The 26,773-nt window shown below is 43.3% G+C and carries 24 protein-coding genes; 12 read left to right on the top strand and 12 right to left on the bottom strand.

Features of this window, described 5'->3' with window-relative positions; translation table 11 throughout:
- Window positions 1–157: 157 nt before the first annotated feature.
- Window positions 158–619, bottom strand: coding sequence for a DUF523 domain-containing protein (locus BHR79_RS06835; RefSeq protein ID WP_072561650.1), 462 nt, complete (start codon window positions 617–619; stop codon window positions 158–160).
- A 115-nt stretch (window positions 620–734) separates the two neighbouring features.
- Here BHR79_RS06835 and BHR79_RS06830 point away from each other — a divergent pair, with 115 nt between their 5' ends.
- The gene (locus tag BHR79_RS06830) at window positions 735–1,643 is read left to right on the top strand and encodes a DUF7847 domain-containing protein (RefSeq protein ID WP_072561649.1); all 909 of its coding nucleotides are present in this window, start codon (window positions 735–737) and stop codon (window positions 1,641–1,643) included.
- On the opposite strand, the gene BHR79_RS06825 is transcribed toward BHR79_RS06830, so the two are convergent.
- Window positions 1,644–2,561 (bottom strand): TIGR00269 family protein, encoded by a 918-nt coding sequence (locus tag BHR79_RS06825; RefSeq protein WP_072561648.1) that lies wholly within the window; start codon window positions 2,559–2,561, stop codon window positions 1,644–1,646. It abuts the gene before it with no gap.
- Window positions 2,562–2,691: 130 nt separating this feature from the next.
- Between BHR79_RS06825 and BHR79_RS06820 the strand changes: the two genes are divergently transcribed.
- Window positions 2,692–4,008 carry a tripartite tricarboxylate transporter permease gene (locus BHR79_RS06820; RefSeq protein WP_072561647.1) on the top strand — a complete coding sequence of 439 codons (1,317 nt, stop codon included), beginning with the start codon at window positions 2,692–2,694 and terminating at the stop codon, window positions 4,006–4,008.
- On the opposite strand, the gene BHR79_RS06815 is transcribed toward BHR79_RS06820, so the two are convergent.
- On the bottom strand, window positions 4,005–4,772 hold the full coding sequence (locus BHR79_RS06815) for an ATP-binding protein (RefSeq protein WP_072561646.1): 768 nt from the start codon (window positions 4,770–4,772) through the stop codon (window positions 4,005–4,007). The genes BHR79_RS06820 and BHR79_RS06815 overlap by 4 nt on opposite strands.
- Window positions 4,773–4,864: 92 nt before the next feature.
- Here BHR79_RS06815 and BHR79_RS06810 point away from each other — a divergent pair, with 92 nt between their 5' ends.
- Window positions 4,865–5,746 (top strand): cation diffusion facilitator family transporter, encoded by an 882-nt coding sequence (locus BHR79_RS06810; protein WP_072561645.1) that lies wholly within the window; start codon window positions 4,865–4,867, stop codon window positions 5,744–5,746.
- Between the two features lie 38 nt (window positions 5,747–5,784).
- Window positions 5,785–6,885 carry a chorismate synthase gene (aroC, locus tag BHR79_RS06805; protein ID WP_072561644.1) on the top strand — a complete coding sequence of 367 codons (1,101 nt, stop codon included), beginning with the start codon at window positions 5,785–5,787 and terminating at the stop codon, window positions 6,883–6,885.
- A 16-nt stretch (window positions 6,886–6,901) separates the two neighbouring features.
- On the opposite strand, the gene BHR79_RS06800 is transcribed toward aroC, so the two are convergent.
- Together BHR79_RS06800 and budA are read right to left on the bottom strand one after the other, a co-directional pair.
- Window positions 6,902–8,059 carry an LL-diaminopimelate aminotransferase gene (locus BHR79_RS06800; protein WP_072561643.1) on the bottom strand — a complete coding sequence of 386 codons (1,158 nt, stop codon included), beginning with the start codon at window positions 8,057–8,059 and terminating at the stop codon, window positions 6,902–6,904.
- A gap of 105 nt (window positions 8,060–8,164) precedes the next feature.
- Complete coding sequence (gene budA, locus BHR79_RS06795) at window positions 8,165–8,962, bottom strand: acetolactate decarboxylase (RefSeq protein WP_072561642.1); 798 nt, start codon at window positions 8,960–8,962, stop codon at window positions 8,165–8,167.
- Between the two features lie 230 nt (window positions 8,963–9,192).
- Between budA and BHR79_RS06790 the strand changes: the two genes are divergently transcribed.
- The 6 genes from BHR79_RS06790 (at window position 9,193) to gatD (ending at window position 17,488) form a co-directional block, all read left to right on the top strand.
- Complete coding sequence (locus tag BHR79_RS06790; protein ID WP_072561641.1) at window positions 9,193–10,167, top strand: metal ABC transporter solute-binding protein, Zn/Mn family; 975 nt, start codon at window positions 9,193–9,195, stop codon at window positions 10,165–10,167.
- Window positions 10,151–10,918, top strand: a complete 768-nt coding sequence (locus tag BHR79_RS06785; RefSeq protein WP_083433048.1) for a metal ABC transporter ATP-binding protein — start codon at window positions 10,151–10,153, stop codon at window positions 10,916–10,918. The genes BHR79_RS06790 and BHR79_RS06785 overlap by 17 nt, the downstream gene beginning before the upstream one ends.
- A gap of 11 nt (window positions 10,919–10,929) precedes the next feature.
- Complete coding sequence (locus tag BHR79_RS06780) at window positions 10,930–11,742, top strand: metal ABC transporter permease (protein WP_072561640.1); 813 nt, start codon at window positions 10,930–10,932, stop codon at window positions 11,740–11,742.
- Between the two features lie 83 nt (window positions 11,743–11,825).
- Window positions 11,826–14,609: a PAS domain S-box protein gene (locus BHR79_RS06775; protein ID WP_072561639.1), complete on the top strand. Its 2,784-nt coding sequence runs from the start codon at window positions 11,826–11,828 to the stop codon at window positions 14,607–14,609.
- Window positions 14,610–14,737: 128 nt separating this feature from the next.
- Window positions 14,738–16,216 carry an argininosuccinate lyase gene (argH, locus tag BHR79_RS06770; protein ID WP_072561638.1) on the top strand — a complete coding sequence of 493 codons (1,479 nt, stop codon included), beginning with the start codon at window positions 14,738–14,740 and terminating at the stop codon, window positions 16,214–16,216.
- 27 nt (window positions 16,217–16,243) lie between these two features.
- Window positions 16,244–17,488: a Glu-tRNA(Gln) amidotransferase subunit GatD gene (gatD, locus tag BHR79_RS06765; protein WP_072561637.1), complete on the top strand. Its 1,245-nt coding sequence runs from the start codon at window positions 16,244–16,246 to the stop codon at window positions 17,486–17,488.
- A gap of 214 nt (window positions 17,489–17,702) precedes the next feature.
- On the opposite strand, the gene BHR79_RS06760 is transcribed toward gatD, so the two are convergent.
- Entirely contained in the window at window positions 17,703–19,298 is a 1,596-nt protein-coding gene (locus tag BHR79_RS06760; protein WP_244888359.1) for a BCCT family transporter, read from the bottom strand.
- A 423-nt stretch (window positions 19,299–19,721) separates the two neighbouring features.
- On the opposite strand from BHR79_RS06760, the gene BHR79_RS06755 reads away from it, so the two are divergent.
- Complete coding sequence (locus BHR79_RS06755; protein WP_072561635.1) at window positions 19,722–21,095, top strand: monomethylamine:corrinoid methyltransferase; 1,374 nt, start codon at window positions 19,722–19,724, stop codon at window positions 21,093–21,095.
- Between the two features lie 69 nt (window positions 21,096–21,164).
- Here BHR79_RS06755 and BHR79_RS06750 read toward each other — a convergent pair whose 3' ends face one another.
- From BHR79_RS06750 to BHR79_RS06725, 6 genes are all read right to left on the bottom strand, one after another.
- Window positions 21,165–21,809 (bottom strand): diacylglycerol/polyprenol kinase family protein, encoded by a 645-nt coding sequence (locus BHR79_RS06750; RefSeq protein WP_072561634.1) that lies wholly within the window; start codon window positions 21,807–21,809, stop codon window positions 21,165–21,167.
- A gap of 207 nt (window positions 21,810–22,016) precedes the next feature.
- A complete protein-coding gene (locus BHR79_RS06745) occupies window positions 22,017–22,502 on the bottom strand; it encodes a type IV pilin (RefSeq protein ID WP_072561633.1) in 486 nt (161 codons plus the stop codon).
- A 14-nt stretch (window positions 22,503–22,516) separates the two neighbouring features.
- Window positions 22,517–22,717, bottom strand: coding sequence for a DUF5371 family protein (locus BHR79_RS06740; RefSeq protein WP_072561632.1), 201 nt, complete (start codon window positions 22,715–22,717; stop codon window positions 22,517–22,519).
- 176 nt (window positions 22,718–22,893) lie between these two features.
- Window positions 22,894–24,051, bottom strand: a complete 1,158-nt coding sequence (locus BHR79_RS06735; protein ID WP_072561631.1) for a formate--phosphoribosylaminoimidazolecarboxamide ligase family protein — start codon at window positions 24,049–24,051, stop codon at window positions 22,894–22,896.
- A gap of 67 nt (window positions 24,052–24,118) precedes the next feature.
- Window positions 24,119–24,733 (bottom strand): stage II sporulation protein M, encoded by a 615-nt coding sequence (locus BHR79_RS06730; RefSeq protein ID WP_072561630.1) that lies wholly within the window; start codon window positions 24,731–24,733, stop codon window positions 24,119–24,121.
- Window position 24,734: 1 nt separating this feature from the next.
- Complete coding sequence (locus tag BHR79_RS06725) at window positions 24,735–25,586, bottom strand: DUF63 family protein (RefSeq protein ID WP_072561629.1); 852 nt, start codon at window positions 25,584–25,586, stop codon at window positions 24,735–24,737.
- A 124-nt stretch (window positions 25,587–25,710) separates the two neighbouring features.
- Here BHR79_RS06725 and BHR79_RS06720 point away from each other — a divergent pair, with 124 nt between their 5' ends.
- Window positions 25,711–26,772, top strand: coding sequence for an NAD(P)-dependent glycerol-1-phosphate dehydrogenase (locus BHR79_RS06720; RefSeq protein ID WP_394328861.1), 1,062 nt, complete (start codon window positions 25,711–25,713; stop codon window positions 26,770–26,772).
- Window position 26,773: the final 1 nt, after the last annotated feature.

The following is a 26,773-nucleotide window of genomic DNA, read 5'->3' as shown; positions in this document are numbered from 1 at the left end:
TTTGTTATAAAGATAATAGAGATTAACCTGCTGATAATTACTAATAGGGAAAAGCTGACGGGTTTTAAGGGGGGTTTAATATTTGGGGAGTGGGGGGTTTAGGAAAAGAAAGACAACCCGTCAGCAAACCCCGTGATGACTACATGTTATATATACCTTACTGTGTGTGACAATCCTGCATACTATAGCATATCCCACGTCTGACCATTTCAATTTCAATTTCTTCAAAAAAAACACCCCTGCCAGCAACATGTTCATGTGTGAAATTTGACACCCGGCCTGCAGGACCTGCCACGGTTGTGAGATCTGCAGCACAGGAGGGGCTTTTTCCCACACCCACAAATTCAATGGAAAAGCCCCTGCGATAAAACTCCTCGATCATATCTGCAAAAGGGGCGAATAATTGCCTGCAGAATTTCCTGTAGGCCGGGTGGATTAACTGGTCCCTGGTAATTTCCCGGCGACTTGAACCAAAATATATCAGTTCCGGACAGGGAAGTTGGATTACATTATTTTTTCCAGGAGAAAATTTTCCCGGTTTTTTAATCCCTGCAAGACGTGACTCAGGGTTGAGAAGACAGTGGGAAACTACCATAATTTTATCATTTTCGGCATCCATTGAATCACCTGTATGAGAATCTTTATACAATAAGAAGACTTATGGAAACGCAGTTATATCCATAAAGAAACTTCCATATAACTATCACGATATGAAAATCGGGAGATAATATTTAATGGAAAATATAAATACGGTTCTGAGAAAAGGCTTTCAGACCTGGACACACAATCTCAATATTTGCATCCCATTCTTTTTGAACATATTTGCAGGCATATTTGCAATGTTTGTTATATTCATGGTTGCGGTCATTATATTTGTTATGCCTGCAATGCAGGAAATTACAACAGATCCCACAAATATCAATCCTGAAATGGCATTTGAAGTCCTCACAGCCGCCTTTTATGAAAATATGGGATTGTTCATACTCCTGTTTATCGTAGCATTCGTAGTATCCACCCTGATAAGTTCCTATTTTTACGGCGGAGCCATAGGAATGGCAAAAAAAGCTCTTAAAGACGGGTCCACCAGCATCAATGAAATGTTTAAATCAGGAAAAAAGAACCTTATCAACCTCTTCCTTACCAGATTCATAGTAATGCTGATTATCCTCGCAGGAATAATCTTCGTAGTCCCCGGAATACTGGCAATCGGGGATCTGAGCATATTGATGCAAAATCCTGAAGAAGCACTATCTGGAACATTGATCCTTGTTTTTGGAATATTTGTCTGGATATTCTATGCTATCGTGGTAAAGCTGGTTTTTACTTTTGCAGAATATGCACTGGTTGTCGGTGGACTGGAGCCCCTGGAAGCCCTGGAAGAAGGGTTCTCATTTTTCATGAACAATAAACTTGATACAGTCATCCTCTGGTTGATTCTGATTGGCCTGTCAATACTCACAGGAGTAGCAGGAGAAGTCCTGAGTTCCATTGAAATACTCAGCACATTCTGGTCCTTTGCCGATTTTGTTCTGTCCTTTGCAGTAATCCAGCCCCTGACAGTATTGTGGTGGACAAGAATGTATTTAGGCGGCAAAAACACACAGTTTTATGATATTGATGACTACCTGAAATTTCAGCGTTGATCAGTCCTTGCCAAGAAGCCGACATGCCTGACAGACATCAGAAGTGCAGGCCTGTCCGCAAATTGTGCACTTTTTAATTTCCGCCTGAGGGAATTCCTTTGCAAGTATCCCTACCATTTTATCAAAACCCTTCTGGAGTGAATATTTCGTACCAGGATGTTTTTGCTCAAAATCATCAAGCATCAGTCTAACTTCGTTACGCAAGGCCTCATGTTTATAAGGACACAGGCTTATATCTACCGGAATATCATTGACCTTTGCATACAATTCCACTTCATTTTCCGGGATCTTGCGCAAGGGTTTGGCACGGAGGACCAGCCCTTCGAGTTCTCTTGGCGGAGAGAGACGTATCATCCGCTCCACATCACCCCCCAGATGATTCATCATTATCGTCTGGGCTTCATCATCGAGGTTATGGCCTGTCACAAGTCGTTTTGCCCCGATGTCAAGAGCTATCCTGTTAACCAGGGATTTACGCAGCACACCACAATAGCTGCATGCACCATGTACCCTTTCCTTTGCTGCCAGCTCATCAAGTGATGTATCATATTCATCAGCAAAACTATGGATAAGATGCTTTACACCAATCTCAGAAGTCAGTTTTTTGGCATATCCTATTGAGCGTTCCCTGTAAATAGAAATACCTTCATCAACTGTAATTGCAACCAGTTCCAGGTCCCTGCGTTTGCCAAAAATCTTGTTCAAAATATACAGGGCCACACAACTATCCTTACCACCACTCAAGGCAACTGCAATTTTTTCGTTTTTACCAATATTGTAATTCTTGCGAATCGTAAGCTTGACCTTGCGTTCTACATCTTCTGAAAAATGTTTTTTGCACAGGTGCATACCGGAATATGGCTGGTAAATGATAGCTTCATGATTGCATTTCATACACCTGGTTTTTTCTACGGGCATGTGACCACATTCAATTTGATCTCGTATAAATACTTACGTCACACATTGAATACAAATAAAAATAACAAACTAATAAAATACTAACATAAACAAAAATATAAATATTGTTATGAATGAATAACGGGCAATCATGACCGTTGAAATATCCCTGATACTGTTGTCAATCCTTGCAGGATTTTTGCTGGGAATTGTTTCCGGCCTTATCCCGGGCATACATACAAACAATTTCGCCCTGATACTGGTAGGAATCAGTCCTGTTCTTCTTAATCAGGGAGTCGAACCTCTTTACGTAGCAATAATTGTATTATCCAACTCCATATCTCACACATTCCACGATATTATACCCGCCATTTTCCTGGGTGCACCTAACGATGACATGGCCCTTGCAGTCCTGCCCGGCCACAGGTTGCTCCTGGATGGATATGGGGCCGAAGCTGTCAGGCTTTCTGCCCTGGGAAGTGCAGGTTCTGTTGCCTTTGCCCTGATAATGGCATATCCCCTGGTATTTTTCTTCACAAATGCCTATGATACTATACAGGAAAATATGGCCTGGATACTCATAGCCATATCAGCCATACTTATACTGACCGAGAAAGGAGAATATGTCACAGGACAGGGATCACTTGCTTCATTTAGATACAAAGGTTATGCTCTTTGTCTCTTTATACTAAGCGGATTGCTGGGATATTTTGCATTTGAGATGGAATACCTGGCAACACCAATCTTAAAATATGGTGAAACGTCCATTCTATTACCTATTTTGAGCGGATTATTCGGTGCCTCCCAACTAGCAATCAGCCTGATGTCAGACTCGCACATCCCTTCTGAAAATATATCCCGCATGCAACTTTCAGTAAAAAGAATATTACGTGGCATAATATCCGGGAGTTTTGCTGGTTCAATTGTTGCGTGGCTGCCCGGTATATCGGCTTCAATTGCCACAGTGGTTGCAAGATTTACTATTCCAAAAGAAATTGACAGGGATAATATTGAAGATGAACTGGAAGATTCAAAAGAGTTTATCGTATCCATATCCGGGGTTAATACGGCAAATTCTATTTTTGGCCTTTTTGCCCTGGCGATGATCGGAAAAACAAGAAGCGGTGCGATGGTAGCAGTCAACCGTTTACTTGATACTGCAACCATTGAAAGTCGCTCAATACTTCTTTTCCTGATAGCAATCGTTGCAGCAGCCCTGCTATCCTACCTATCGACCATAACTATTGGAAACAACGTACATCATGTCCTGAAGAAAATAGAATACAGGAAACTGTGTTTTGCTGTCATAACCGGACTTACCATAATGGTTGCCCTGCTTACCGGGATATTCGGAATACTGCTGTTTTTGACAGCCACCACAATAGGCATGCTCCCCCCTTTCATGAAAATCCGGAGGAGTCATCTTATGGGAGTGATTTTGTTGCCTGTGATCCTTTACTTCATTTAATCATCATTAAAGGATGTAATCATATCCACCATATTATCCCTGACATTTTTGATAGAATCCAATGCATCCCCACCTAAATCAATTGGTGACATACCCTGCAGATCGGCTTCTATAAAGTCCGGGGAAAAAGGAATCTCGCCAAGTACCGGGACACCGAGATCCTCCAGCACAGTTGACATGTCAGCTTCATTACCCTTATTAATAACCGCAGCGATATGCCTGATACCGATCTCATCAGAAAGTTTCTTTATACGTGACGCCGTTTCAATGGAACGTCTGCCCGGCTCCACAACAATCAGCATTAAATCAATGCCTTTTGTGGTTCCCCTGCCCAGATGTTCTATGCCAGCTTCCATATCCATTATGACAGCACTGCTGTCCTTGAGCACCACATGCCGCAGCAGGGCGCGCAAAAATGCTGATGCAGGACACATACAGCCACTTCCGCCCCGTTCCACCGTACCCATGACAAGCATTTTTACATTATCCGGGCCCACTGCCCCGAATTTTTCAACTACATCATCCACTTTCGGGTTGTATTTGAACATGCCTCCTGTCTGCCCCGCACGCTCCTCGATCATTTCTCTGTATTCGGTCAATGGTTTAGGAGGAGAGGTTATACCCAGAGAGGATGCAAGGTTCATATCCGGATCCGCATCTATTGCCAGTACATCATACCCGTCCCTGGCCAATAAACGTGCAATCGTACCTGAAATGGTGGTTTTTCCCACACCGCCTTTGCCTGTAATCGCAACTTTGAACATCTTATAGTCACCCTGTTAACGAAATAACGGAAAGCCAATATACTTCTTCATTAAAGTAGTATCTAAATACAACAAACAGGACTTAAATTATTATGCTGGATTCTCCTAAAGATAAATACCGGTTAATAAGATCGATACTTGTTAAGATACTTGTACTTAACCTGATTGTATCCTTTGCCAAAATCGGCTATGGTGGTTTTACTAACACCTTAAGTATGGAATCCGACGGTTATCATTCCCTTTTTGATGGTATCTCCAACATAATAGGTATTCTCGGAATCCAGATTGCAGCAAAGCCGCCTGATCGCAGTCATCCCTACGGACATCAAAAATATGAATCTCTGGCTTCGGTTTTTATTGCAGTATTGCTGTTCATAGTAGCGGTGGAAATAATCTCCAAGTCAGTTGATCGTTTTATCTCACCATCCACACCGGAGATCACCACATTAAGTTTTGTTGTAATGCTAGTTACCATTGCAGTCAACCTCTTTGTAACAATATACGAAAAAAGAGAAGGGGAGAAACTGAAAAGTGACATCCTGGTTGCAGATTCCATGCATACGAGAAGTGACATCTACGTATCCCTATCAGTCATCGCAGGCCTGCTTGCCGTAAAAGGTGGATACCCACTTATCGATCCGGTAATCGCTGTCATCATTTCCATATTCATAATACGTGCGGCGATCGATATTATAAAAAGCAGCAGCAAAACCCTCTGCGACAAATCAAGACTTGATGAAGATATAATATGTAACATAGCTTTTGAAGTAGATGGGGTCATGGAATGCCACCGGATACGCACAAGAGGAACAAAAGGAGAATATTATATCGACCTGCATATAGAGGTGGACCCAAAAATGCCGGTTGATCAGGCACACGGCATATCCCACCAGGTGAGCGATAAAATCAAGAAGTACATCGAGGGTGTAAAGGACGTGGTTGTACATATGGAGCCACATGAAAAACAGGATTGAAGCAAATTGATAAATAACGGAGTGTGTAACATAATAGCATGGCAGGAAACACTTTTGGCCATTCATTCAGGATAACCACCTGGGGAGAATCCCACGGAAAAGCCCTGGGAGTCGTTGTGGACGGGACTCCTGCGGGGTTGCCCCTTGATGAAGCGGACATACAGAAGGAACTGAATCGCCGCCGACCGGGACAAAGTGCTGCCGCAACGCCCCGCAAAGAAAAGGACCGGGTAGAAATTTTGTCGGGAGTGTTTGAGGGCATCACAACAGGAACCCCTATATCACTGATTGTTTACAATAAGGATGCAAATTCCGGTTCCTATGACAAGTTGCGTAATAAACCCAGACCCGGCCATGCGGATTTGACCTATATGGAAAAATACGGCCACAGGGACCACAGGGGAGGAGGAAGGTCGTCGGGCCGTGAGACCATTGGCAGGGTAGCAGCTGGAGCAATTGCAAAAAAATTACTTGAAGCATATGGTATCGAAGTGGTTGCACATGTGATCGAACTCGGAGGAATCCGGGCAGAAAATATCGATCCGGATATCAAAACCGCAATCGAAAAGAATCCTGTACGCTGCGCAGATTCGGCAGCTGCGGCAAAAATGCTTGAAATGATAGAGAAAATGCGCAGCTGCGGGGAAAGCACCGGAGGAATTGTGGAAATCCTCACCACAGGCGTACCTGCAGGACTGGGAGAACCGGTATTCAATAAGATAGATGCCGATATTGCGGCTGCAATGATGGGTATTGGTGCAGTCAAGGGAATTGAATTTGGTGCAGGATTCAAGGCAGCCCGGATGAGGGGCAGTGAGATGAACGATGCCTTTGAAGTTGACAACGAAACAATAAAACCCCTTACCAACAATGCAGGCGGTGTGCTCGGAGGACTTACCACCGGCATGCCACTAATATGCCGCTGTGCTGTAAAACCCACCCCGTCAATCTCATCACCCCAGCATACGGCAGATTTGGTGACCAAAAAAGAAGAAATAATAGAAATAAAGGGCCGACATGATCCGACTATCCCGCCGAGAATGGTACCAGTCGCCGAAGCCATGATGGCAATTGTACTGGCCGATCATATGATACAAAGCGGCCGTATAAATCCGGATAGTATACTACCTGAAAAATAAAAAGGAAAAGAAAGGATTACAAATCCAGTTTTTCCATTCTTCCTACGGCTTCTTCTATACGTTCAACTGTCTGGGTGAGAGCAAACCTGATATAGCCTTCACCATAGTCGCCAAATCCTACACCAGGGGTCGCAACAATTCCCGCTTCTTCAAGAAGGAGGGAAGAAAAGTCAATTGAACTGTATTTCTCAGGAACCCGAGCCCATACGTAGAAGGTGGCTTTTGGTGGATTCACAGCAAGACCCATAGCATCAAGACCTTTGAGGAGAGCATCACGTCTTTGCTTGTATACATCATTCATATCTGTGACACACTGCTGGGAACTGTCCAGTGCAGTAATTCCTGCCTTCTGAACTGCCTCGAATGCACCTGAGTCTATATTGGACTTGACCTTTCCAAAGCCGGTGATTATATCCTTGTTACCCACGGCAAAGGCAATCCTCCAGCCTGTCATATTGTAAGTCTTGGAAAGGGAATAGAATTCAACACCAACATCCATCGCACCGTCAACACTCAGGAAACTTGGAGCCTCATAACCATCATAAACCATATCGGAATAAGCATTATCATGGACAATAACGACATCATTTTCCCGTGCAAAATCCACAACCTCTTCAAAGAACTTGAGGCTTGCTGTGGCTGAAGTAGGATTGTTGGGGTAATTCATGAACATGAGTTTGGTTTTCTCAAGTACATCCTTTGGAATCGAATCCAGGTCAGGAAGGAAATCATTTTCCTCAAGCAGAGGCATTATATGTGGTACACCGCCTGCAAATTGGGTACCTATCTTGTACACCGGGTATGCGGGATCAGGTACAAGGGCTACATCTCCCGGATTGAGGAAAGCAAGAGGGATGTGTGCTACACCTTCCTTGGAGCCAATCATTGTGAGGGTTTCTGAAGCCGGATCAATATCGATTCCCTTTGTCTCCTTGCACCAACGGGCTGCTGCCTCCCTGAAAGCCGGCATACCAGAGTAGGATGGATACCTGTGGGTTGAGGGATCGCGGACAGCCTCACACATGGAATCGACGATATGCTGATGAGTAGGTTGATCAGGGTCACCCACACCAAGGTCTATTACATCCACACCTCTTTCTTTGACCTTGGCTTTGGCTTCATCTATCGTTGCAAACAAATACGGTGGTAGTGCATTTATTCTGTCTGAGTACATTGCTTCACCTGAATTACAATCAAAAATTTCGATATATCAATATCGGTAGTCATATTGTAATGAAGCTATTTAAGAATCATGGGTGGTAAAAAAGAAAAAAGGTATTTATTGCTCAATGGCTTCAAGGGCATCTTTATCCCCGGGTGATGCATCAGAGAACGATGATGATTCAGGAATGGACAGGGTGAAATCGTATGTATAGTCCAGTTCAACTGAACCAGAGGTTAGATTACATGCAAGCACATGGCCTCCGATTGTTCTGTTTGCATCTATGAAGTGGAAATGATAGCCCGGCACATTGATATTTTCAATATAATAAGGGAGAAGAAAACCAACCATAGTACCATTTATATTTTCATGATTATACACAGCTTCCTCTTCTGCCACCACATCCAGTAGAGGCCGATATGGCTTACTTTGGGCAGGTACGCTTCGTATACTTATATTTTCAAATGTCCCCTCTATTTTCAGTGCATACATGAGATTTGGGCCGGGAACCGTTTCTTTAATGGTGGCTTGGAGAGACGCATAATCTTTACCTGACCCAATTGTAATCGTATCATCTGCTTCAAAAAAAGTCACTGCAGCAAAGGGAGTGGTAGTTGTATCATTTACCTGATAAATATGTCCGTCTGCTTTTGCCTGATAAACTTCACCGTCCATAACGATCATTTCACCATCCAGTCTGTTAAAGGTACCCAATCCGAAGCCACCCTGTTCTTTGAGGTCGCAAACCTGCATAGTCCCATCATAGGAACCGGCAATTAAAGAGTCAATTGTAGATATCTGGAAAAGAACATCATCATTGGAGACGGGAGTTTCATCCATTATTGCGGTGCAACCTGAAAAAGCGAGAAATAGCAGAACGCTCAGCAGGGCAATACGCCAGACATTATTGATCATGTGGAAGTGTATAACAATAAATGTATAAATATTTTTTTTGTGTTAGGGTGATATTGTAGTCATTTTACCTAACATTGTAACCATAAATGTGAAGGTGAATTTATAATAAACATATATACCCCGTTTTTTATTAGTACCAAAAATACCAAAAGATTTAAACTTGAAAAGTATCATATGAGTGGAATACAGTAATGCTTTATATATAATTCACATGATCAGGGAGATATAATATGAAAAATACGTTTGGAAACGTTCATTTTTGGATAAATACCAAAAAGGTGTTTTTACTTCTATTAACAATAGCCATAATTGCCACTTCAGGTTGTATGGAGGAAAATAGTTCAGACGAGCAGGAAAAAATAACCGTTGTTGTAAGCATACTTCCCCAGGCCGAATTTGTGGAAAAAGTTGGTGGAGAGCATGTTGAAACAATTGTAATGATCCCACCGGGTGCAAGTCCTGCCACCTATGAACCAACTTCAAGCCAGCTGAAAGAACTCAGCAAAGCAGGAATATACGTAAAAGTTGGTTCAGGATTACCTTTTGAAAAAGTATGGCTTGAAAAAATAAAGGACCTGAATGAAGATATGTTACTTGTGAATTCTTCTAAGGGAATTGATCTGAGGCCAATGGGAGAAAAAGAGGAACACCACCATTCTTCAGAAGGAGAGGAACACCACCATTCTTCAGAAGAAGAGGACCATCATCATTCTTCCGAAGGAATGGATCCTCATGTATGGAATGATCCCAATAATGCAATTATAATGGTCGATAATATATACAAAGCCCTGATAGAGGTTGACCCATCCAACAAAGAAACATATACACAAAACCGAGATTCCTACACCGAGGAACTTAAATCTCTTGACAGGCAAATTAAGGAAACACTTGAAAACAAGTCAGGGGATAGTTTCATGGTCTATCATCCTGCATGGGGATACTTTGCAGAAAGGTACGACCTTAATATGGTACCAATCGAAACCGAAGGAAAGGAAGCAAGTGCCAGACAGCTCAGTGAGATAATAACTTTTGCAAAGCAGGAAAACATAACTGTTATCTTTGTGCAGGCCCAATTCAGTACACAGAGTGCAGAAACGGTTGCAGAAGAAATTGACGGCAAAGTTGTGAAAGTGGACCCCCTTGCACGCAATTATACAGACAATATGTATAAAGTATCCGAGGCATTCAGTGAAGGACTCAAATAACCACCAACATGCAGTGGAAATTAAAGATGTGTGGTCGTACTACCACGATGTACCTGCCCTCAAAGAGATAAAACTTGACGTGCAGGAAGGAACTTTCCTGGGAATCATTGGGCCTAACGGCGGAGGAAAAAGTACTTTATTAAAAGTAATTCTTGGCCTGATAGAACCAGACAGGGGCGATGTACGTATATTCGGTAAAAAACCTAAGGAAGGGAGAAAGATTGTAGGTTATGTACCCCAGCACAGTGCATCCAGACTTGATTTCCCGATCAATGTCTGGGATGTGGTTATGATGGGACGCATTGGAAAAACATCCCTTCTGAGGAAATACAATCCCAATGACAGGAAAGTGGTGAAGGAATCCCTAGAAAAGGTCAAAATGTATGAATACAGGGACCGCCATATTGCCGAACTTTCCGGAGGGCAGAGGCAAAGAGTTTTCATAGCCCGGGCACTCGCATCGGAGCCAAAACTGTTACTTCTCGATGAACCTGTGGCCGGAATAGATACAACTATGCAAAAAGAGTTCTATGAAATACTTGAAGAACTCAAATCCCGCGTAACGATCATTATGGCCACCCACGATATAAGTGCGATTTCTGTTTATGTGGACAAAGTGGCCTGCCTGAACCAGAAACTCTACTACCACGGTACTAAAGAAATAAAACCCGAAGACCTTGAAGAGGCCTATGGGTGTCCCGTTGAAATGATAGCACATGGTGTACCCCACAGGGTATTGAAAGCCCATTAAGGAGATCGAACATGCTGGATATCTTACAATTCACATTCATGCAAAATGCTATCGTTGCAGGCCTGCTGGCCAGCATAGCGTGCGGGATTATCGGGGTATATGTGGTTGTCAGGAAAATCGTTTTCATAAGCGGAGGTATCGCCCATGCCTCCTTTGGAGGTATTGGCCTGGGTTATTACCTGGGAATGAATCCCCTTTTCAGTGTCCTGCCCTTCAGCCTGCTTTCTGCACTGGTAATAGGCCTTGTCAACAGACGTACCAATATCGCCGAAGACACCGCAATCGGAATACTATGGTCTGTAGGTATGGCACTGGGAGTCCTATTCATAGGCCTTACACCGGGATATGCACCGGATCTTATGACCTACCTTTTTGGCAATATACTGACAGTTCCTATAAATGACCTCTATTTGATGATAGTAATTGATATCCTGATCATTGCAAGTGTCTATCTGCTCTACAAGGAATTCATGGCCATAAGTTTTGATGAAGAATTTGCACAGGTCTCAGGACTGCCGGTTGAAAAACTTAGTCTGTACATGCTTTGCCTGATAGCCCTTACCATAATAGTCATGATCAGAGTTGTAGGATTGATCCTTGTGATTGCCCTTTTAACAATACCGGCATCATTGAGTCGTGAATTTACAGACAGACTTGACAGGATGATGATGCTTGCCGTTATATTCGGCACGGTATTTACTTTTACAGGCCTGTTTTTGTCCTACTACTTAGACGTACCTTCCGGAGCCACTATAATACTAACAATGGCAGCCGGTTATATGCTGCATTTCCCATTCAAGGGAAAAAATATGAAAACAGCATGAGATTAATGATAAAATATTAATTGAATCAGCCAGATATCAATTATTGCAATCTTTTTATGGGCGAGATGACAAAGGGTACTACAATGGAAAATCTTCTGGAAAGAATAATTGACACTATCTGCAAAGGCACATGGGCCGTTGACAAAGATGAAGTTTTCATCTATTTTGACAAAGGAATGGAAGAGATCACCGGTATCGAAAGCAAAGAAGTGGTGGGCAAAAAACTAGAACAATATATGTCCGCTTCCCGCCACAGCGTTGGTGATGAGGCCCATTTCAGGGAAATGTTCCTGAGGGCGAGAGATTCTCTTAAACCCATACCCTACAAAACCATGCCAATCATTACAAAGGGTGGCAACTTAAGTTTCCAGACAGGCAGATTGATTCCTTTACTCAACAGAAAAGGAAATTATGACGGGATGATCTGTACTGTAGAAAGTGTTAGTGAGCAGAAGATAAGCCAGAAAACTTTACGTAAAAGACTCCGTTCGGACAGGAAACTCGAAGAGATCTATAAAAACAGTCCAGTTGTGGCCTTCCTGTGGACCGCAGAGAAAGACTGGCCCGTGGAATTCGTATCCGGAAACATATCCCAATTTGGTTATACCCCCGAAGATTTCACTTCCGGCAAACTTATCTATGGAGACATAATCTACCCAGAGGACCTCGATATGGTACGCAGCGAGGTAACCGAACATGAAATTGAAGGTAAGATCTTTTTTTCCAAGGAGTACCGCATACTCACCAAATCCGGAGAAGTACGCTGGGTGATCGAGCGGTCCTTTATAGGAAGAGATGAAGTTGGGGAACCTTCGTACTACCAGGGCATCATAATTGATATTACAGACCGTAAAATGGCCGAAGAGGCTATGCGAGAATCTGAAAAGAAATACAGATTGATTTTTGAGAATTCACCCCTGGGAATATTCCATTTTGATGAAAACGGGGTGATTACCCACTGCAACGAAAATATAATGCAAATACTCGAGGTAACCAGAGACCAAATAATCGGTTTCAACATGCTTAAAGACCTGAAGGACGAAAAGATGTATGAAGCCGTAAAAGCAGTATTCAGGAGACGCTCCGGCCATTATGAGGGAAATTACCATTCCACCACAAGCGAAAAGGTAACCCCCATAAAAGCCGATTACAGCCCCTACATATCAGAAGATGGCGAGTTGTTGGGAGGAGTCGGGATTGTTGAAGATATCAGTGACCGTATGAAAGCCGAAGAAGCCCTCCACCTGGATGAATCGCGCCTGGAAACCCTTGTAAAGCTTAACCAGATGACAGAGGCCTCCCTGGAAGAAATCATCGATTTTGCAAGAGCTGAGGGAGTGCGACTTACAGAAAGCAAGATTGGTTATCTTGCATTTGTGGATGAAGATATAGGTACCATACAACTTAAATCCTGGTCCGATACCCCAATGAACCGTTGTAAAATTAAGGACAAGAAGATAGAATACAAGATCGAAGATGTGGGACTCTGGGGAGAGAGTATACGACAAAGACGTCCATTTATAAATAACGATTACAAAAAACCACATCCCAGGAAAAGCGGATACCCAAAGGACCATGTGGAACTGATTCGACATATGGATGTACCCATTTTTGAGCGGGGAAAGATTGTAGCCCTTGCAGGTGTGGGGAATAAGAATGAAAATTATGACAGTTCTGATGTAAGACAGCTTACCCTCCTCATGCAGGGAATGTGGAGAATCGTACAGCGCCGCAAAGCTGAAAAGGAGCTTGCAAAATCAGAAGATAAGTTCCGCACAATTTTTGCCAGCACCAATGATGCGATATTTATGCATGACCTTAAAGGCAACATCATGGAAGTTAATAAGGCAGCCTGTGAAACCGTGGGTTATAGCAGGGATGAATTACTCCGCATGAAGACAAAAGAAATAAACACCAGTCTGTCTATGGAAGAGATACCCCAAAGGATCAAAGAGGTCAAAGAAAAGGGACATGCAATCTTTGAGGCTACATACAGACGCAAGGATGATACTACAATCCCAGTGGAAATAAGTGCCCGGGTAATTGAATATAATGATAAACCAACAATACTGGTTGTTGCCCGTGATATTACCGAACGTAAAAGGGCCGAAGAAGAACTCAGGAAATATGCAGAAGATCTGGCAAAGGCAAATGAGGAATTGAAGTCACTGGATGAAATGAAAGATGAGTTCCTTTCCAATGTAAGTCATGAATTGAAAACACCCCTCACATCGATCATGGGTTATACAGAACTTCTAAATGACGGCAGTCTCGGAGAACTGGGAGACGAACAGAAACATGCAGAAGAAACCGTGATGCGTAATACAAAAAGGCTGCAGAGACTTGTGGATTCACTGCTATATCTAAGTCGCACACAGGCAGGCACTGTTCAGTATGATTTTGAAACCTTGAATGTATCAGAACTGGCAGACCAGATTATAGAGGACCTGCAAATCCAAGCAGAAGAGAAAGACCTGGAAATGATTAAAAAAATTGAACGGGACCTTCCCCCCATAAAAGGAGACCGGGACAAACTTACAGATATGTTTACCAATATTATAGATAATTCAATCAAATTCACACCTAAAGGTGGCTCCATTACCTTCTTTGCAAACAAAGAAGATGGATACATACATACCAATATCAAAGATACGGGTATCGGCATACCGAAAGATATGATAGACAACTTGTTCCAGAGATTTTACCAGATAGATTCTTCCCAGAAACGTAAATACGGCGGTACGGGGCTTGGCCTTTATATCTCCAAGACCATAGTAGAGGCACATGAGGGAGAAATTTGGGTGGAAAGCGAAGGTAAAGGAAAGGGAACAGAAGTCCATATCAAACTTCCTGTAGCCGAAAATTGAAAAATTACATTTATCAGAACAGCTACTTTTATTTGCTAAGACCTTAAATAGAAGGGCAGTCAGAAAGTCCCGCTAAATAACTTTTCGTGAGTGCAGGCCCTTTAAACTTGTTCATTTGAGGAATAATCATGAGTGATATTTTACGAAGAGGACGCCTTGATTCTCTCCCGGACGAGGAAATTATGCGTTATACTTCATCCATGGAAGACGATAAATGGATATTTGATTCTGATGTCCTGGTGGATTTTGCCCACACGGTCATGCTGAAAGAGCAGGGAATCGTCCCCGCAGATGATTGTGCCAAAATCCTGGATGGATTGAAACGCATCCGTGAGGAGGGAATCGATTCCCTTGACCATAGTTACGAAGATATACACATATCCCTGGAAGCCCGGCTTATTGATATGGCAGGGGAAGACGTCGGTGGAAGGATGCATTCCGGCCGCTCCCGCAATGATGAAGTGGCTACCTGTATCCGCCTGAGACTGCGCAAAGAGGTACTGGAACTGGCAGAAGAAATGTTGCAGCTTGTTAACACTATGGCAAAAATTGCTTCTAAGAACTATGATACCATTATGCCGGGATATACACACCTGCAGCATGCCCAACCTACCACACTGGCCCACCATATCATGGGCCACACGGAGAGCCTGGGAAGAGATGTGGAACGGATACTTGGATGCCTGGACAGGATCAATCGTTGCCCCCTCGGAGCTGCGGCTTTTGCTTCCACGGGATTTCCGATTGACAGAAGCAGGACTGCAGAGTTACTCGGATTTGAAGAAGTAATGCAAAATTCCATGGATGCGGTCAGTGGCCGGGATTTCCTGCTGGAAACGGCTTCTGTACTTGCAAACATTATGATCGAACTGAGCAGGATTTCAGAGGAATTGGTCCTGTGGTCTTCTACAGAATTCGGTTTTATTGAATTATCCGATCAATACGCATCCACCTCATCTATAATGCCACAGAAAAAGAATCCTGATACTGCAGAACTTGTAAGAGGAAAAAGCGGGATCGCTGTGGGAAGCCTTATGTCATTACTTACGGTCTGCAAATCCCTGCCAATGAGTTATAACAGGGATATGCAGGACGCCAGTCCCCATATCTGGAAATCCGTGGAAACCACACGTGCATCAGTAAGGATCATGGCAGGCATGCTGGATAGCATGAAAATTAATAATAATGCTATGAAAGTGCAGGCCTCAACCGGATTTACTACCGCCACCGAACTTGCCGACACCCTGGTCAGGGAATGCGGGATACCTTTCAGGACCGCACACCAGATTGTGGGCATCCTGGCAAAAGGAGATGTCGAACCAACCCTGGAAGATGTAGAAGCTGTGGGGCGCACGGTCCTCGGGGAAAGCCTGACAGAAAAGGGATTGAATGAGGATATGGTAAAACAGGCTCTGGACCCAATGCTCAATATACAGAAGAGAAAGGTCACCGGAGGACCCGGCCCGGAAGCCATGAAAATATCAATCGATAACTTTGGTATTAAAACGGGAATGTGGACTGAAGAGGTTGAAAGGATCAGGGACCATACCACAGATTCCATTGAAAAGCTGATGCAGGTTGTCGAATATTACATACAGCAAAAATAAGATAATAAATTCATTGCAGGGATAATTATGGATTACAAGGAAGGAGATAGGATAAGGGTCGAGAAGGGCGGAGCTGCCTACGAAGGAGTTGTTATGCCCAGTGTCACCGGCCATATTGTGCTGAAAATGGTCAGTGGATACAATGTAGGAATTGAGCCGGATGGTGCACAGATCACTTTCCTGGAGCAAAAAAAGGAAATTCAAAAGCCCGAAAAGCAAGGCAAGGTTACCAAAAATAAAGGACTTAAAAATGTTGTTTTCATTTCCACCGGAGGTACCATTGCCAGTAAGATCGATTACCGTAGCGGTGCTGTGAGCTCACAGTGCTCTGCAGATGATATTGTCCGGACAATCCCTGAACTTGATGATATTGCCAATATAAGAGGACGGGTTGTTACGAATATCCTGTCCGAGAACATGAAGCCACATATCTGGACCGAACTTGCACGGGCCGTATATGAAGAAATTAGTAACGGAGCAGACGGCATAGTGATTGCTCATGGTACGGATACTATGATGTATTCCGCAGCAGCCCTGGCATTCATGCTTGACACGCCGGTTCCCGTTGTTTTTGTAGGTTCCCAGCGCAGTGCAGACAGGCCAAGCAGTGACAATGTGATGAATGCAATCTGTGCAACGAAGGTTGCTGTCAGTGATATTGCAGAAATCTGCACAGTCATGCATGAGAGCAGTTCCGATGATCGATGTGCCATCCATTATGCTACCAGAGTCAGGAAGATGCACACCTCACGCAGGGATGCTTTCCAGTCCATCAATTCCCGCCAGATTGGTTTTGTGGATTATGCCACAGGCGAGATTACCACAGAATCAGAATATACCGCACGCGGAGAGACAGAACTGGCCCTCAAGGAGAAAATCGAGCCAGAATGTGCTATTGTAAAGTTCACACCCGGCGCAAAAGCTGAAATCCTGGGTCATTATATCGATGCAGGCTACAAGGGCATTGTAATCGAAGGAACCGGGCTGGGCCATGTATCCACCGACTGGGTCCCTGAAATCAAGCGTGCAACAGAAGCAAACATACCGATAGTGATCGCATCCCAGTGTCTGCACGGACGTGTCTGTGACCGTGTCTATGACACCGGCACGGATATGCTCAAAGCCGGAGCAATCGAGGCCGAGGACATGTTGCCGGAAGTTGCCCTTGTAAAACTTATGTGTGTACTGGGCCAGACATCCGACCTGCCAGAAGTGCGAAAATTGATGCAGGAAAAAAGAGCTAACGAGATATCAGATTGCAGTCTTGAGTGAAAACAAAATATTGCCGCCTACACGGCGGCTCTTTTTTTGAAAACTAAATCGATCATTTAAATATATATTCACCAAATGGTTATTTCAAAAAAAGTGGTGCCGCATGTGCTGCAGCGGGTGCATAGGTTAAGATTTATGATGAAATGAAAAACAAGAAATAAAGGGGATGATGTAGCTTCTATCAATCATCCCTAAAACAATCGAATCTCAGTTCTCACTCTTTATCCTTTTGATCTTCCCGTATTTTAATTTCATTAATTGTTGCCCTTAATTTAGCCCTCTCTAACGGCAGGGACTCTTCCTGCAGTTCCATAAACAATGCTTTCAATAAGCAATAGAGCATCAAAAGCATAACTATCATGAAGGGAAATCCACCGACTACTGAAGCTGTCTGGAGGGCACCCAGACCACCTGCAAGCAGAAGAACTGCTGCAACAGCTCCTTCAAGACTACCCCAGATAATCCTCAGTGGAAGCGGAGGATTGGGATTGCCTTTAGAGGTCAGCATTCCTATGACATAAGTACCCGAGTCAGACGAAGTTATGAAAAAGATCGCTACTGAGAACATTGCAACTGCAATAAGGATGTCAGAGAAAGGGAAAAAACTAAGCATACTGAAAAAGCCCAGTGCAGAATCAACTTCAACAGCCTCAGCAATTCCACCGGCTCCGAAATGCTCGATGAAAAGAGCAGATCCTCCAAAGATACTGAACCATACCATACTGACAACTGTAGGAGCAAGCATTACACCTACAACAAAGCTTCTGATTGTCCTGCCCCTTGAAACCCTGGCAATGAATGACCCAACAAATGGAGCCCAGGCAATCCACCATGCCCAATAGAAAATAGTCCATGAATCTCCCCAGCCTTCAGCTCCGACCCCTGCAGGATCTGTTCCAAAGGACATCTGGAGCAAGTTTTGCAAATAGCCTCCTACTGAATGAGTGAATAACTCAAGGGTAAATAGCGTTGGTCCAAGAATGAATATCAGAATCATTAAAAGAGCTGCCACGCCCAGATTAATCTGACTCAACCATTTTATACCCCGGTCAATACCGGATGCTGTGGACATTATCGCAAGAATCGTAACAACAGTAATTATAAGTACCCATAACGTAGGTCCGCTGGAATAACCGAATAATTCCTCAAGCCCGGCGCCTATCTGCATAACACCTAAACCAAGAGTTGTCGCAATACCAAAGAGAGTTGCAAGGACACCAATGGTATTAACAGCAATACCCCACTTTTTATCAATGCCCTCTCTTCCCAGGATAGGTTCCAGTGTAGAACTCAATAGCATCGGCAGGCCTTTCCTGTAGGAAAAATATGCTAATGAGCCCGCAACCACAGAATATATTGCCCACGGGTGGAAGCCCCAGTGGAAGAAAGAATATCTCATGGCTGCATGCAGGGATTCAGATGTATTGGGTTGTTCATAAAGCGGCCACATATAATGCCATATCGGTTCTGAAACACCCCAGAAAAGTAGGCCAATCCCCATTCCGCAACTGAAAAGCATGGCAAACCATGAAAGATTGGAATAAGCAGGTTTTTCATAGTCCCCGCCCAATTTTATATCCCCAAGTGGACTTAGCATCAAATATACAATAAGCAATAAAAAAATACTGCCACCAAATAAGAAAGACCAACCAAGATTTCCGACCATCCAATTAAAGGTGAAATCCATATAAACTCCGAAACGCTCCGGAAAAACCGTTCCGGCTAAAACAAATGCAAAAGATAAAAATAACGATACCAATAGTGTCGGTGTCTTTAAAGTGTCTGAAAATTCTGTGAGTCCTTTTTGCATTTTTCTCATTACATGCCTCCTTTGATAATTATAAGAACCATGAACAAATTTGAAATTTTATATATTTAGTCGTGAAGATTCTGTTTAACTTCAATAATAAAAAGTGTTTAAGTTACATTATTTTATACCCAATGTGACAAAAACAACTTTGATTTTACTTCTTAATTAAACTATAAAGTATCCTTTCATTATATATGTAACTTTTAGAAATAGAGTCTTTAAATGAAAAAATTCAAAATCGTCCTATTTTTATTTAAAGTATATCAATATAAAACAATAGTTATTAAACATTTATGTGTAAAAACATCTATATTATAATTTTATAAACAATAAATTTTGTTTAGTAAGATATTGAATGTTGTTTGTAGATTACCAGTTATTGATATAAGGGAATAAGTAATAGAAATATAGGAGGTATACTACATGTCAGACATATATAAATATCTAAGAAACTCTTTTTCAGGTGAAGAAAAAAGTGAAAATACCCATAATGAAGATGTTTTAAAATTATCCACCGAACTGGCTGCTGATTATGATATAATAAATGACGGCGAAGAATTCATACCATACGAACTTGACATGGCAGATGCTGTTTTTTCAGCCGCTATCGAACTTCTGACAAATGTAGGAATATACTGTACTGATACAGGCAGAACTATCCAGGTAAATAACGATGAAATATTGAAGTCTCTTGGTACGCCCAATGCCGTGGACATTGGGAGATTCAAGGAAAAAATAAATGTTGTTAGCAGGACAGAAATGGATTGCAAACCCCCTGTAATTATAGGAGGGCCAATGGGTGGAAAGGTTTCTGAAAAAAATTTCCTGAATATTCATATCAGTTCTGCAATTGAGCCCATAGTCCAGGGAATATATCCGGGATCCATGCAAACAATCAATGACGGTCCTATAAGAACCAATACTCCAGAGGAAATGTTTGTAGCTTTAGAAGAAGCAAGACTTGAAAGACTGGCTACAAAAATCGCCGGCAGGGAGGGGTTGACCCTTGTAGGTCCGGCAACACCAAATACCTCACAGGCACATATGGTCGTATCTTCAAATGAGTTATATTCAAAAAATGATATTCATGAGGTATACCAATCTGGTAACCTGAAAACCGATTTTGAAACTTTTCATAAATCAATATTCCATCAGGAGCACGGGAATAATTTCATAAGTGGCCAGTGTCCCGTTCTGGGCAAAGATGCTATAGATTCACCTGAAGCACTGGCAATTATTGATGTTGCAGAAACAATACAATCCCGGCTGGTTACAAGTGCAAGCATACATGCCTGCGGAGCAATTGATTCGGCTACAAAATCTTCATCTACAAAAGAAATATTGTGGGCTTCAAATATTTCCTCCCTCGCGGTTTCACGTAATATGCAACATTCTACAGCAAAATATTACCACAACATTGCAGGGTGCTGTACTGATATGATGTTTTATGAAACCGCAGCTCAGGCAATAAGCGATACGGTTTGCGGCAGAGAAATGTTGATCGGACCTCTTGGTGGTAGAGGAGAAAAAGTTGATCATTCAACTGGCCTGGAATCAAGATTCATGGGCGAGGTGAGCAAGATGGCCCTGAATCTGGACCTGGCAGAGGCAAATGAAATTATTGAAATGCTCTATTCTAAATACGTAGACCGGCTTTCAGATGCCCCGCAAGGAAAAGATTTCGAATCATGTTATGATGTAAATTCGAAATACGAAATGAAACCAACTGAGGAATACATGAATATGTATTCTGAAATCATTGGGGAAATTGATGAATACTATAGAGGTCTGTTTTAAAAAAGACAGATGAATATAATTCATCAATTCTTTTTTTGGCCATTGATGTCAATTTGAAATAAATACCATTCAACCTGTTAGCATCATCAGGAAGCCTGAAAAGACAGGCAACAACAAATTGTCATTTTTTAGCAGGTTGAATGCCTTTTTTATCGGGGAATTCGTTTTTATATCCCTCCCTATTAAACTTTCCAGCAACATACTTCCTGCACTTGCTACAATTGCCTGCAGGGAAGGGACAAAAAGGGCTGCTCCTAAAAAGGCGGCTGCGAATCCTGCAATTGTTCCTTCGACAGATTTACTTTTGGAATAGGGTAATTTATGTTTACCGATCTTTTTGCCCGAAATTGTTGCAATCCCGTCCCCCATAGCAGTTATAGCTATTGAAGCATAAACGATGTGGGCGGGAAAAAGCAATAACGATATGCCAATACCGGTGTGCAACAAAAGTGTTGGTTTTAGAGGGATGTAATTTTCATTTCGCCGCCCCCAGCATTTAATCATTTCACGAACCGGCCGGTAATGCATTCTGTGGAGGACTAGAAGGGACACGATCACACAAGCATAAATCAATGCAAGTAAAACCAGAACTTCAAACGCAAAAGGCCCTGAAATATAAATAAGCGGTATGTAAAGCAAACCGGACAGTATATGTATGGATTTGCGTACCAGATCACCTTTTAGATCTTTATCAATATTTTGTATCCCTGCCATGATTCAATGGTTTAAACTCAATAATTTGTAATGTACTTTTTGTTTATCTTTTTGATATGAATTAGCGAGGCGATCAATGACCGGACAAATCGAAGTTACATGACAACATGACTCCCATTGGATTCATGGCATACGCAAAACAGGGTTTTCGGGAAAAAAGAGAAAATGGTGCCGCATGTGATGCGGCGGTAGGTGTTAGGTTAGGGTTTAGAACCTTACATCGAAGTCGCCAATGAGTTGCTGGCTACCGACATCAATAAACTTAACTTCACCGGTTTCTCCAGTGCTGACAGCAGATGAATTTGCAGTAGCTGCATCTGTGGAAGTTCCAAGGTAAAGGATACTATCAGTTTCATTGTAGATGTAAAGTGTTTCACCTGCTTCAAATGCTTCAAGGTCAGTGGTAGTTAACTTTGAAAGATTGACAGTGCCACCATTCAAGGTAACTTTGGTATTTGCATCAGTCAAAGTGATTACTTCACCACCTTGGTGCTCAATTTTGATGGCATTCTGGTCATTCATGTCTACAGAACTACCCTTTACACTTGCCTGTGGTGCTGTCTCAGGACTGCCAAGTCCGAATACGAACGCTGCTATAACCGCTGCTAGGATGACAGTAATGGCGACCATCAGAATGACACCGATGACCGGGGATACTGCATCGTCTTTTTTAAACATTTCAGGAATCCTCATTATAACTCTCCTTTTCAGTATTTCTGGTTCTTTTTCTGTACGACCTTTTCGAGCTTGCGAGTCCACATTTCATCATCCATGTCGGTGTACTCACACTCAAGGTAATGTTGAACTGCAATACTGAGCGCATCTTTGGTGGAAGATTCATTACTTTTCTTCTTCAGTGCCTCGAGTTGCTCGTCCGTCAGTACAGTTTGAGCATGTACGATTTTCATTTATAACACTCCCGATATATAAATTGTGAGTATAGATTCAGGTCTTTCCTCATAATTATTATAATGGAATTATGGTATAAGAATCTTGTTAACTCTGGGTAGAAAGAAGAGCACAAAAGTATAAATAAAAAGAAATTGCGGCAACTTAGCCGCATTACCTTGCTAAAAAATACTAATCAGGTTACTATCTTATCCAGCTGTTCGGTCTCGATGGCCCTTCTGACCTCGTAAGCCACCCTGCGTCCCGTGCTCATGGGTTTTCTCCACAGGGTATTGGCATAGGGGTGGCCCACAGACATATGCACATTGGTACCACCGCCAACCCGGGGTGCCACATCGTAGATGTAGAAATTCAGGTCCTTGTCCACGCAGGTTTGCAGGCAGAATGGCCCGATAACACCGGGGTCATAGTATTCCCTGGAAGCATCCACATACATCTCTGCCAGTTCGAAAACCTTCTCCAGCAGGGATTCCCTCAGGGTTGCGGTATTGTGTCCACAAACGGTATACTCAGGTGTCAACTGGTGCTCTGCCAGGGCCATCTGCTGTGGTGCGGGCAGCCTCACATGACCGTCCAGGCTCGTCTCGAACCTCCAGTCGATTCCCAGCAGTTCTATCGGGTTCATATCCTCTTCAAGAGGGGAATAGAACAGGTCAAAATTGAACACCGGCCCGATAACATAGCGCTCAATACGTGCCTCAGCAAGTGCATCTCGGGTGATAACTCCCTGCTTGATCAGGGACTCGGATTTCTCAAGGTATTCCTCATAACTTGAAGCCGTAAAGAATCCCCGCTCCAGTTTCTTCACAGCATGGGCCAGTTTGACAATACAGAGTTCATCGATATCCTGTGGATCACTGATCTTCTCCGGGAAGGGCATTCCCGCTTTTTCCAGAAGCCAGTAATAATCCTTCTCCAGTCCTCTTTCCTCACTGCGCAACATGTTCCTGCTACCCACAAGCGGAACTGCAAAATCATTCTCTATCTCATCAATCCCACAGTAGGAAGTAAAGGAGCGGTTGGGAATGAAAAGCACGTCATTGTCCACAAGGCTTTTCTGGTTTTTTTCAAGCAGGACCTCATCGAAATTATCATAATTCACATAATCATCGACCACGCCACGTACAACATTGTCATTCAGGTCCCTTTGGGCGCGGAAATAATCCGAATAGGTCTTTTCACGTCCCTTCTTGCATATGGCATGAGTGTGGAAACCTTCCTCGACAGCCCCGTCAAAAACATCAAGAGCCGAGTGGGAAGCTACTGTACCTATCCGAATATTGTCCGTGTTATAATCATTAACTATATCGATGATCTCTTTCCTGTCAATCATGGGATAATCCTCGTGAATCTTTCTGGAACATAATAGGAATCTGCAATAAAAGATTTGTTGTAAGCCCTCAGACAAGGGCAATGATCATGGGTGTAACGAATGTCTCGATCACTGATGCCACCAGCAAGAGAGGGGCGACAAAGCGCAGGAAAACGGCCACGCCTGCTGTTATTTCCTGTTTTACCGATACTGTCTGGCCCCGCAGCCTTGCAAGAGTGGTCAATCCTATACGTACTCCGATAGCAACCGAGATAAATATCATCGGCAGCTCGATCAAACCATGGGGAATTATCGCCAGCAATACAAATGACAGGCCCTCCTGGGCACCGGTTATATAGGCCACTGCACCCAGCACATAACCGTTATAAGCCAGGAACAAAAGGGGAATGATACCTAGACTCACGCCCAGCAGTATAGCCGCCAGGCTTTTCAGGGCATTGTTCAGGAAAATAAAGAGCATTATCTGCAGGGGAGAAAGTTCCTTGATGATATCAACCAGGCTCTGCAACTCCTGCAGGGACATGTCAGCTGAGGCAGGATTCATGGAAGTATAAATATAACCCGCCACTGCCGAGATGAAAAATACCGCAATGGACAGGACAAAAAGGCTTTTCAGTGAAATAAAGTACCTCTGCAGGTCTTCAGCAACCAGAGAGCCGGGAAAGATATTATTGCGTTTCATTTCAGATACCCAGTGCCATCCTCAGTGTGTTTCTCGTAGCAGGAGACAATCCCAGTACAATAATAACCATCTTTACGAAAGTTCTTAAAGATATTGATTCCTCGCTATCGTTAAACTGGGAATCCAGCACATATATCACCGGGATGAAGATCGCAAGTTTGAGGGGATACATCACAAGTGCCGTTCCTGTCAGATCGATCAGGTAGGCAGGCACAACATGTTTTTCGTAATATCCCAGCATATCAATACCGATAAATGTGGAAGATGCATCCATTAAATGAGCCCAGAGAATGGTGAAATTGAGCCTGTCTGTGATCAGGCCGATTCCCTGCCAGCGTGCCAGGCCGTAGATAGAAAAGGCAACCAATGTCCCTATCACCAGAATCAGGATAAGTGCATCGGGTCTTACAATATCCTCAAAATAAAGCAGGGCGTACAGGTTGGATAAAAACCACAATCCTCCTGCAGCAGCAAATGTCTTTTTCCAGTCGCCTACAACATCCAGATCATAGAGTTTTTTGGATACTACCAGACAGGCAAGGGTCACAACAAAAACCACGAAGTAGATGTTGGGGGTAATAAAGAGATATTTCAGGGGAGCACTGAATACATTGGCATCCTCAAGCACCCTGAGGGACGAACCTGCCAGGATAAAGGGAATTATGGAAAAAATGAAGCGTTCATCCACTTCAACTTTCATCCGGTCAAGCAACTTTATAACACCAAAAACACATGCACCAAGAATCAGCGCCCATGTTAGTGTATTAACCGGGTTGTAACCACTATCATAAATAATGGGTTCAATATAATACTTATTTACAAATTGCAAAATCTTATCAGTAAACGTATTCATCTATAAATCACAATCCGAAAATTCCCGTTGGGGCTAAAATACAGAAGAGTACGGCGGAAAACACAATTATAGAAGAGATAGATATAATATAAGTGTTTTCACAAATAAGAGCAGGGTAATTCAATTGAACGAACTCAAGAGCAACAAGTGGATGCAACTGCCCCGGGACGTTCTGGTTGGCAGCGACATGTTAGGGAAGGTATCCGATGTATGCAGCGATCTTCAACTCGGCCGCAATGCGCTTATCGTAACGGGCCAGAAAACCCGGGATATCGCAGGCATTAAGGTCGCAGAAGAACTTGAAGAGACCGGCATAAATGTCCAGATCCATGTATCAGGCAGTGCTTCCATGGAAGAAGTGGAAAATGTCATGGAAATTGCCAGAGAGATGGATACAGATTTCCTGCTGGGAGTGGGCAGTGGCAAATCCATAGATGTAGCCAAACTGGCTGCTACCAGACACAATGTACCTTTCCTGAGCATACCCACAGCAGCTTCCCATGATGGCATCGTCTCGTCCAGGGCTTCCATAACACATAACGGAGAAACAACCTCCATTCAGGCAAGTGCACCCATGGCAGTAATCGCCGACACCGAAGTCATCGCAAAAGCACCATTCAGGTTACTTGCAGCAGGCTGCGGGGACATTATCTCAAATTGTACGGCAGTACTTGACTGGCAACTGGCACACAGATTACAGAATGTTGCATTCAGTGAGTATGCGGCAGCTTTAGCCAGTATGACTGCAAACATTCTCATAGAATCTGCAGACTCCATTAAGCCTGACCTTGAAAGTTCGGTCCGCATCGTTGTCAAAGCCCTTGTTTCAAGTGGGGTTGCCATGAGTATCGCCGGTTCATCCCGGCCCGCTTCAGGCTCAGAGCACATGTTCAGCCATGCATTAAACCGCATAGCTCCAAATCCTGCCCTGCATGGAGAACAATGTGGTATCGGGACGATCCTGATGATGTACCTGCATGGCGGGGATTGGAAGGAAATAAGGGATGCACTCAGGATAATTGGTGCTCCCACAACCGCCCATGAATTGGGCATCGAAGATAAATATATATTACAAGCGCTTGTTGAGTCTCATAAAATTAGGCCGGAAAGGTACACAATACTCGGGACCGGGATAACACCTGACGCAGCCGAGGTGGTGGCAAGGACCACCGGAGTAATTTCATGAT

The organism is Methanohalophilus halophilus (assembly GCF_001889405.1).
GTDB lineage: Archaea > Halobacteriota > Methanosarcinia > Methanosarcinales > Methanosarcinaceae > Methanohalophilus > Methanohalophilus halophilus.
This window is presented reverse-complemented; position numbering and strand designations above follow the sequence as displayed.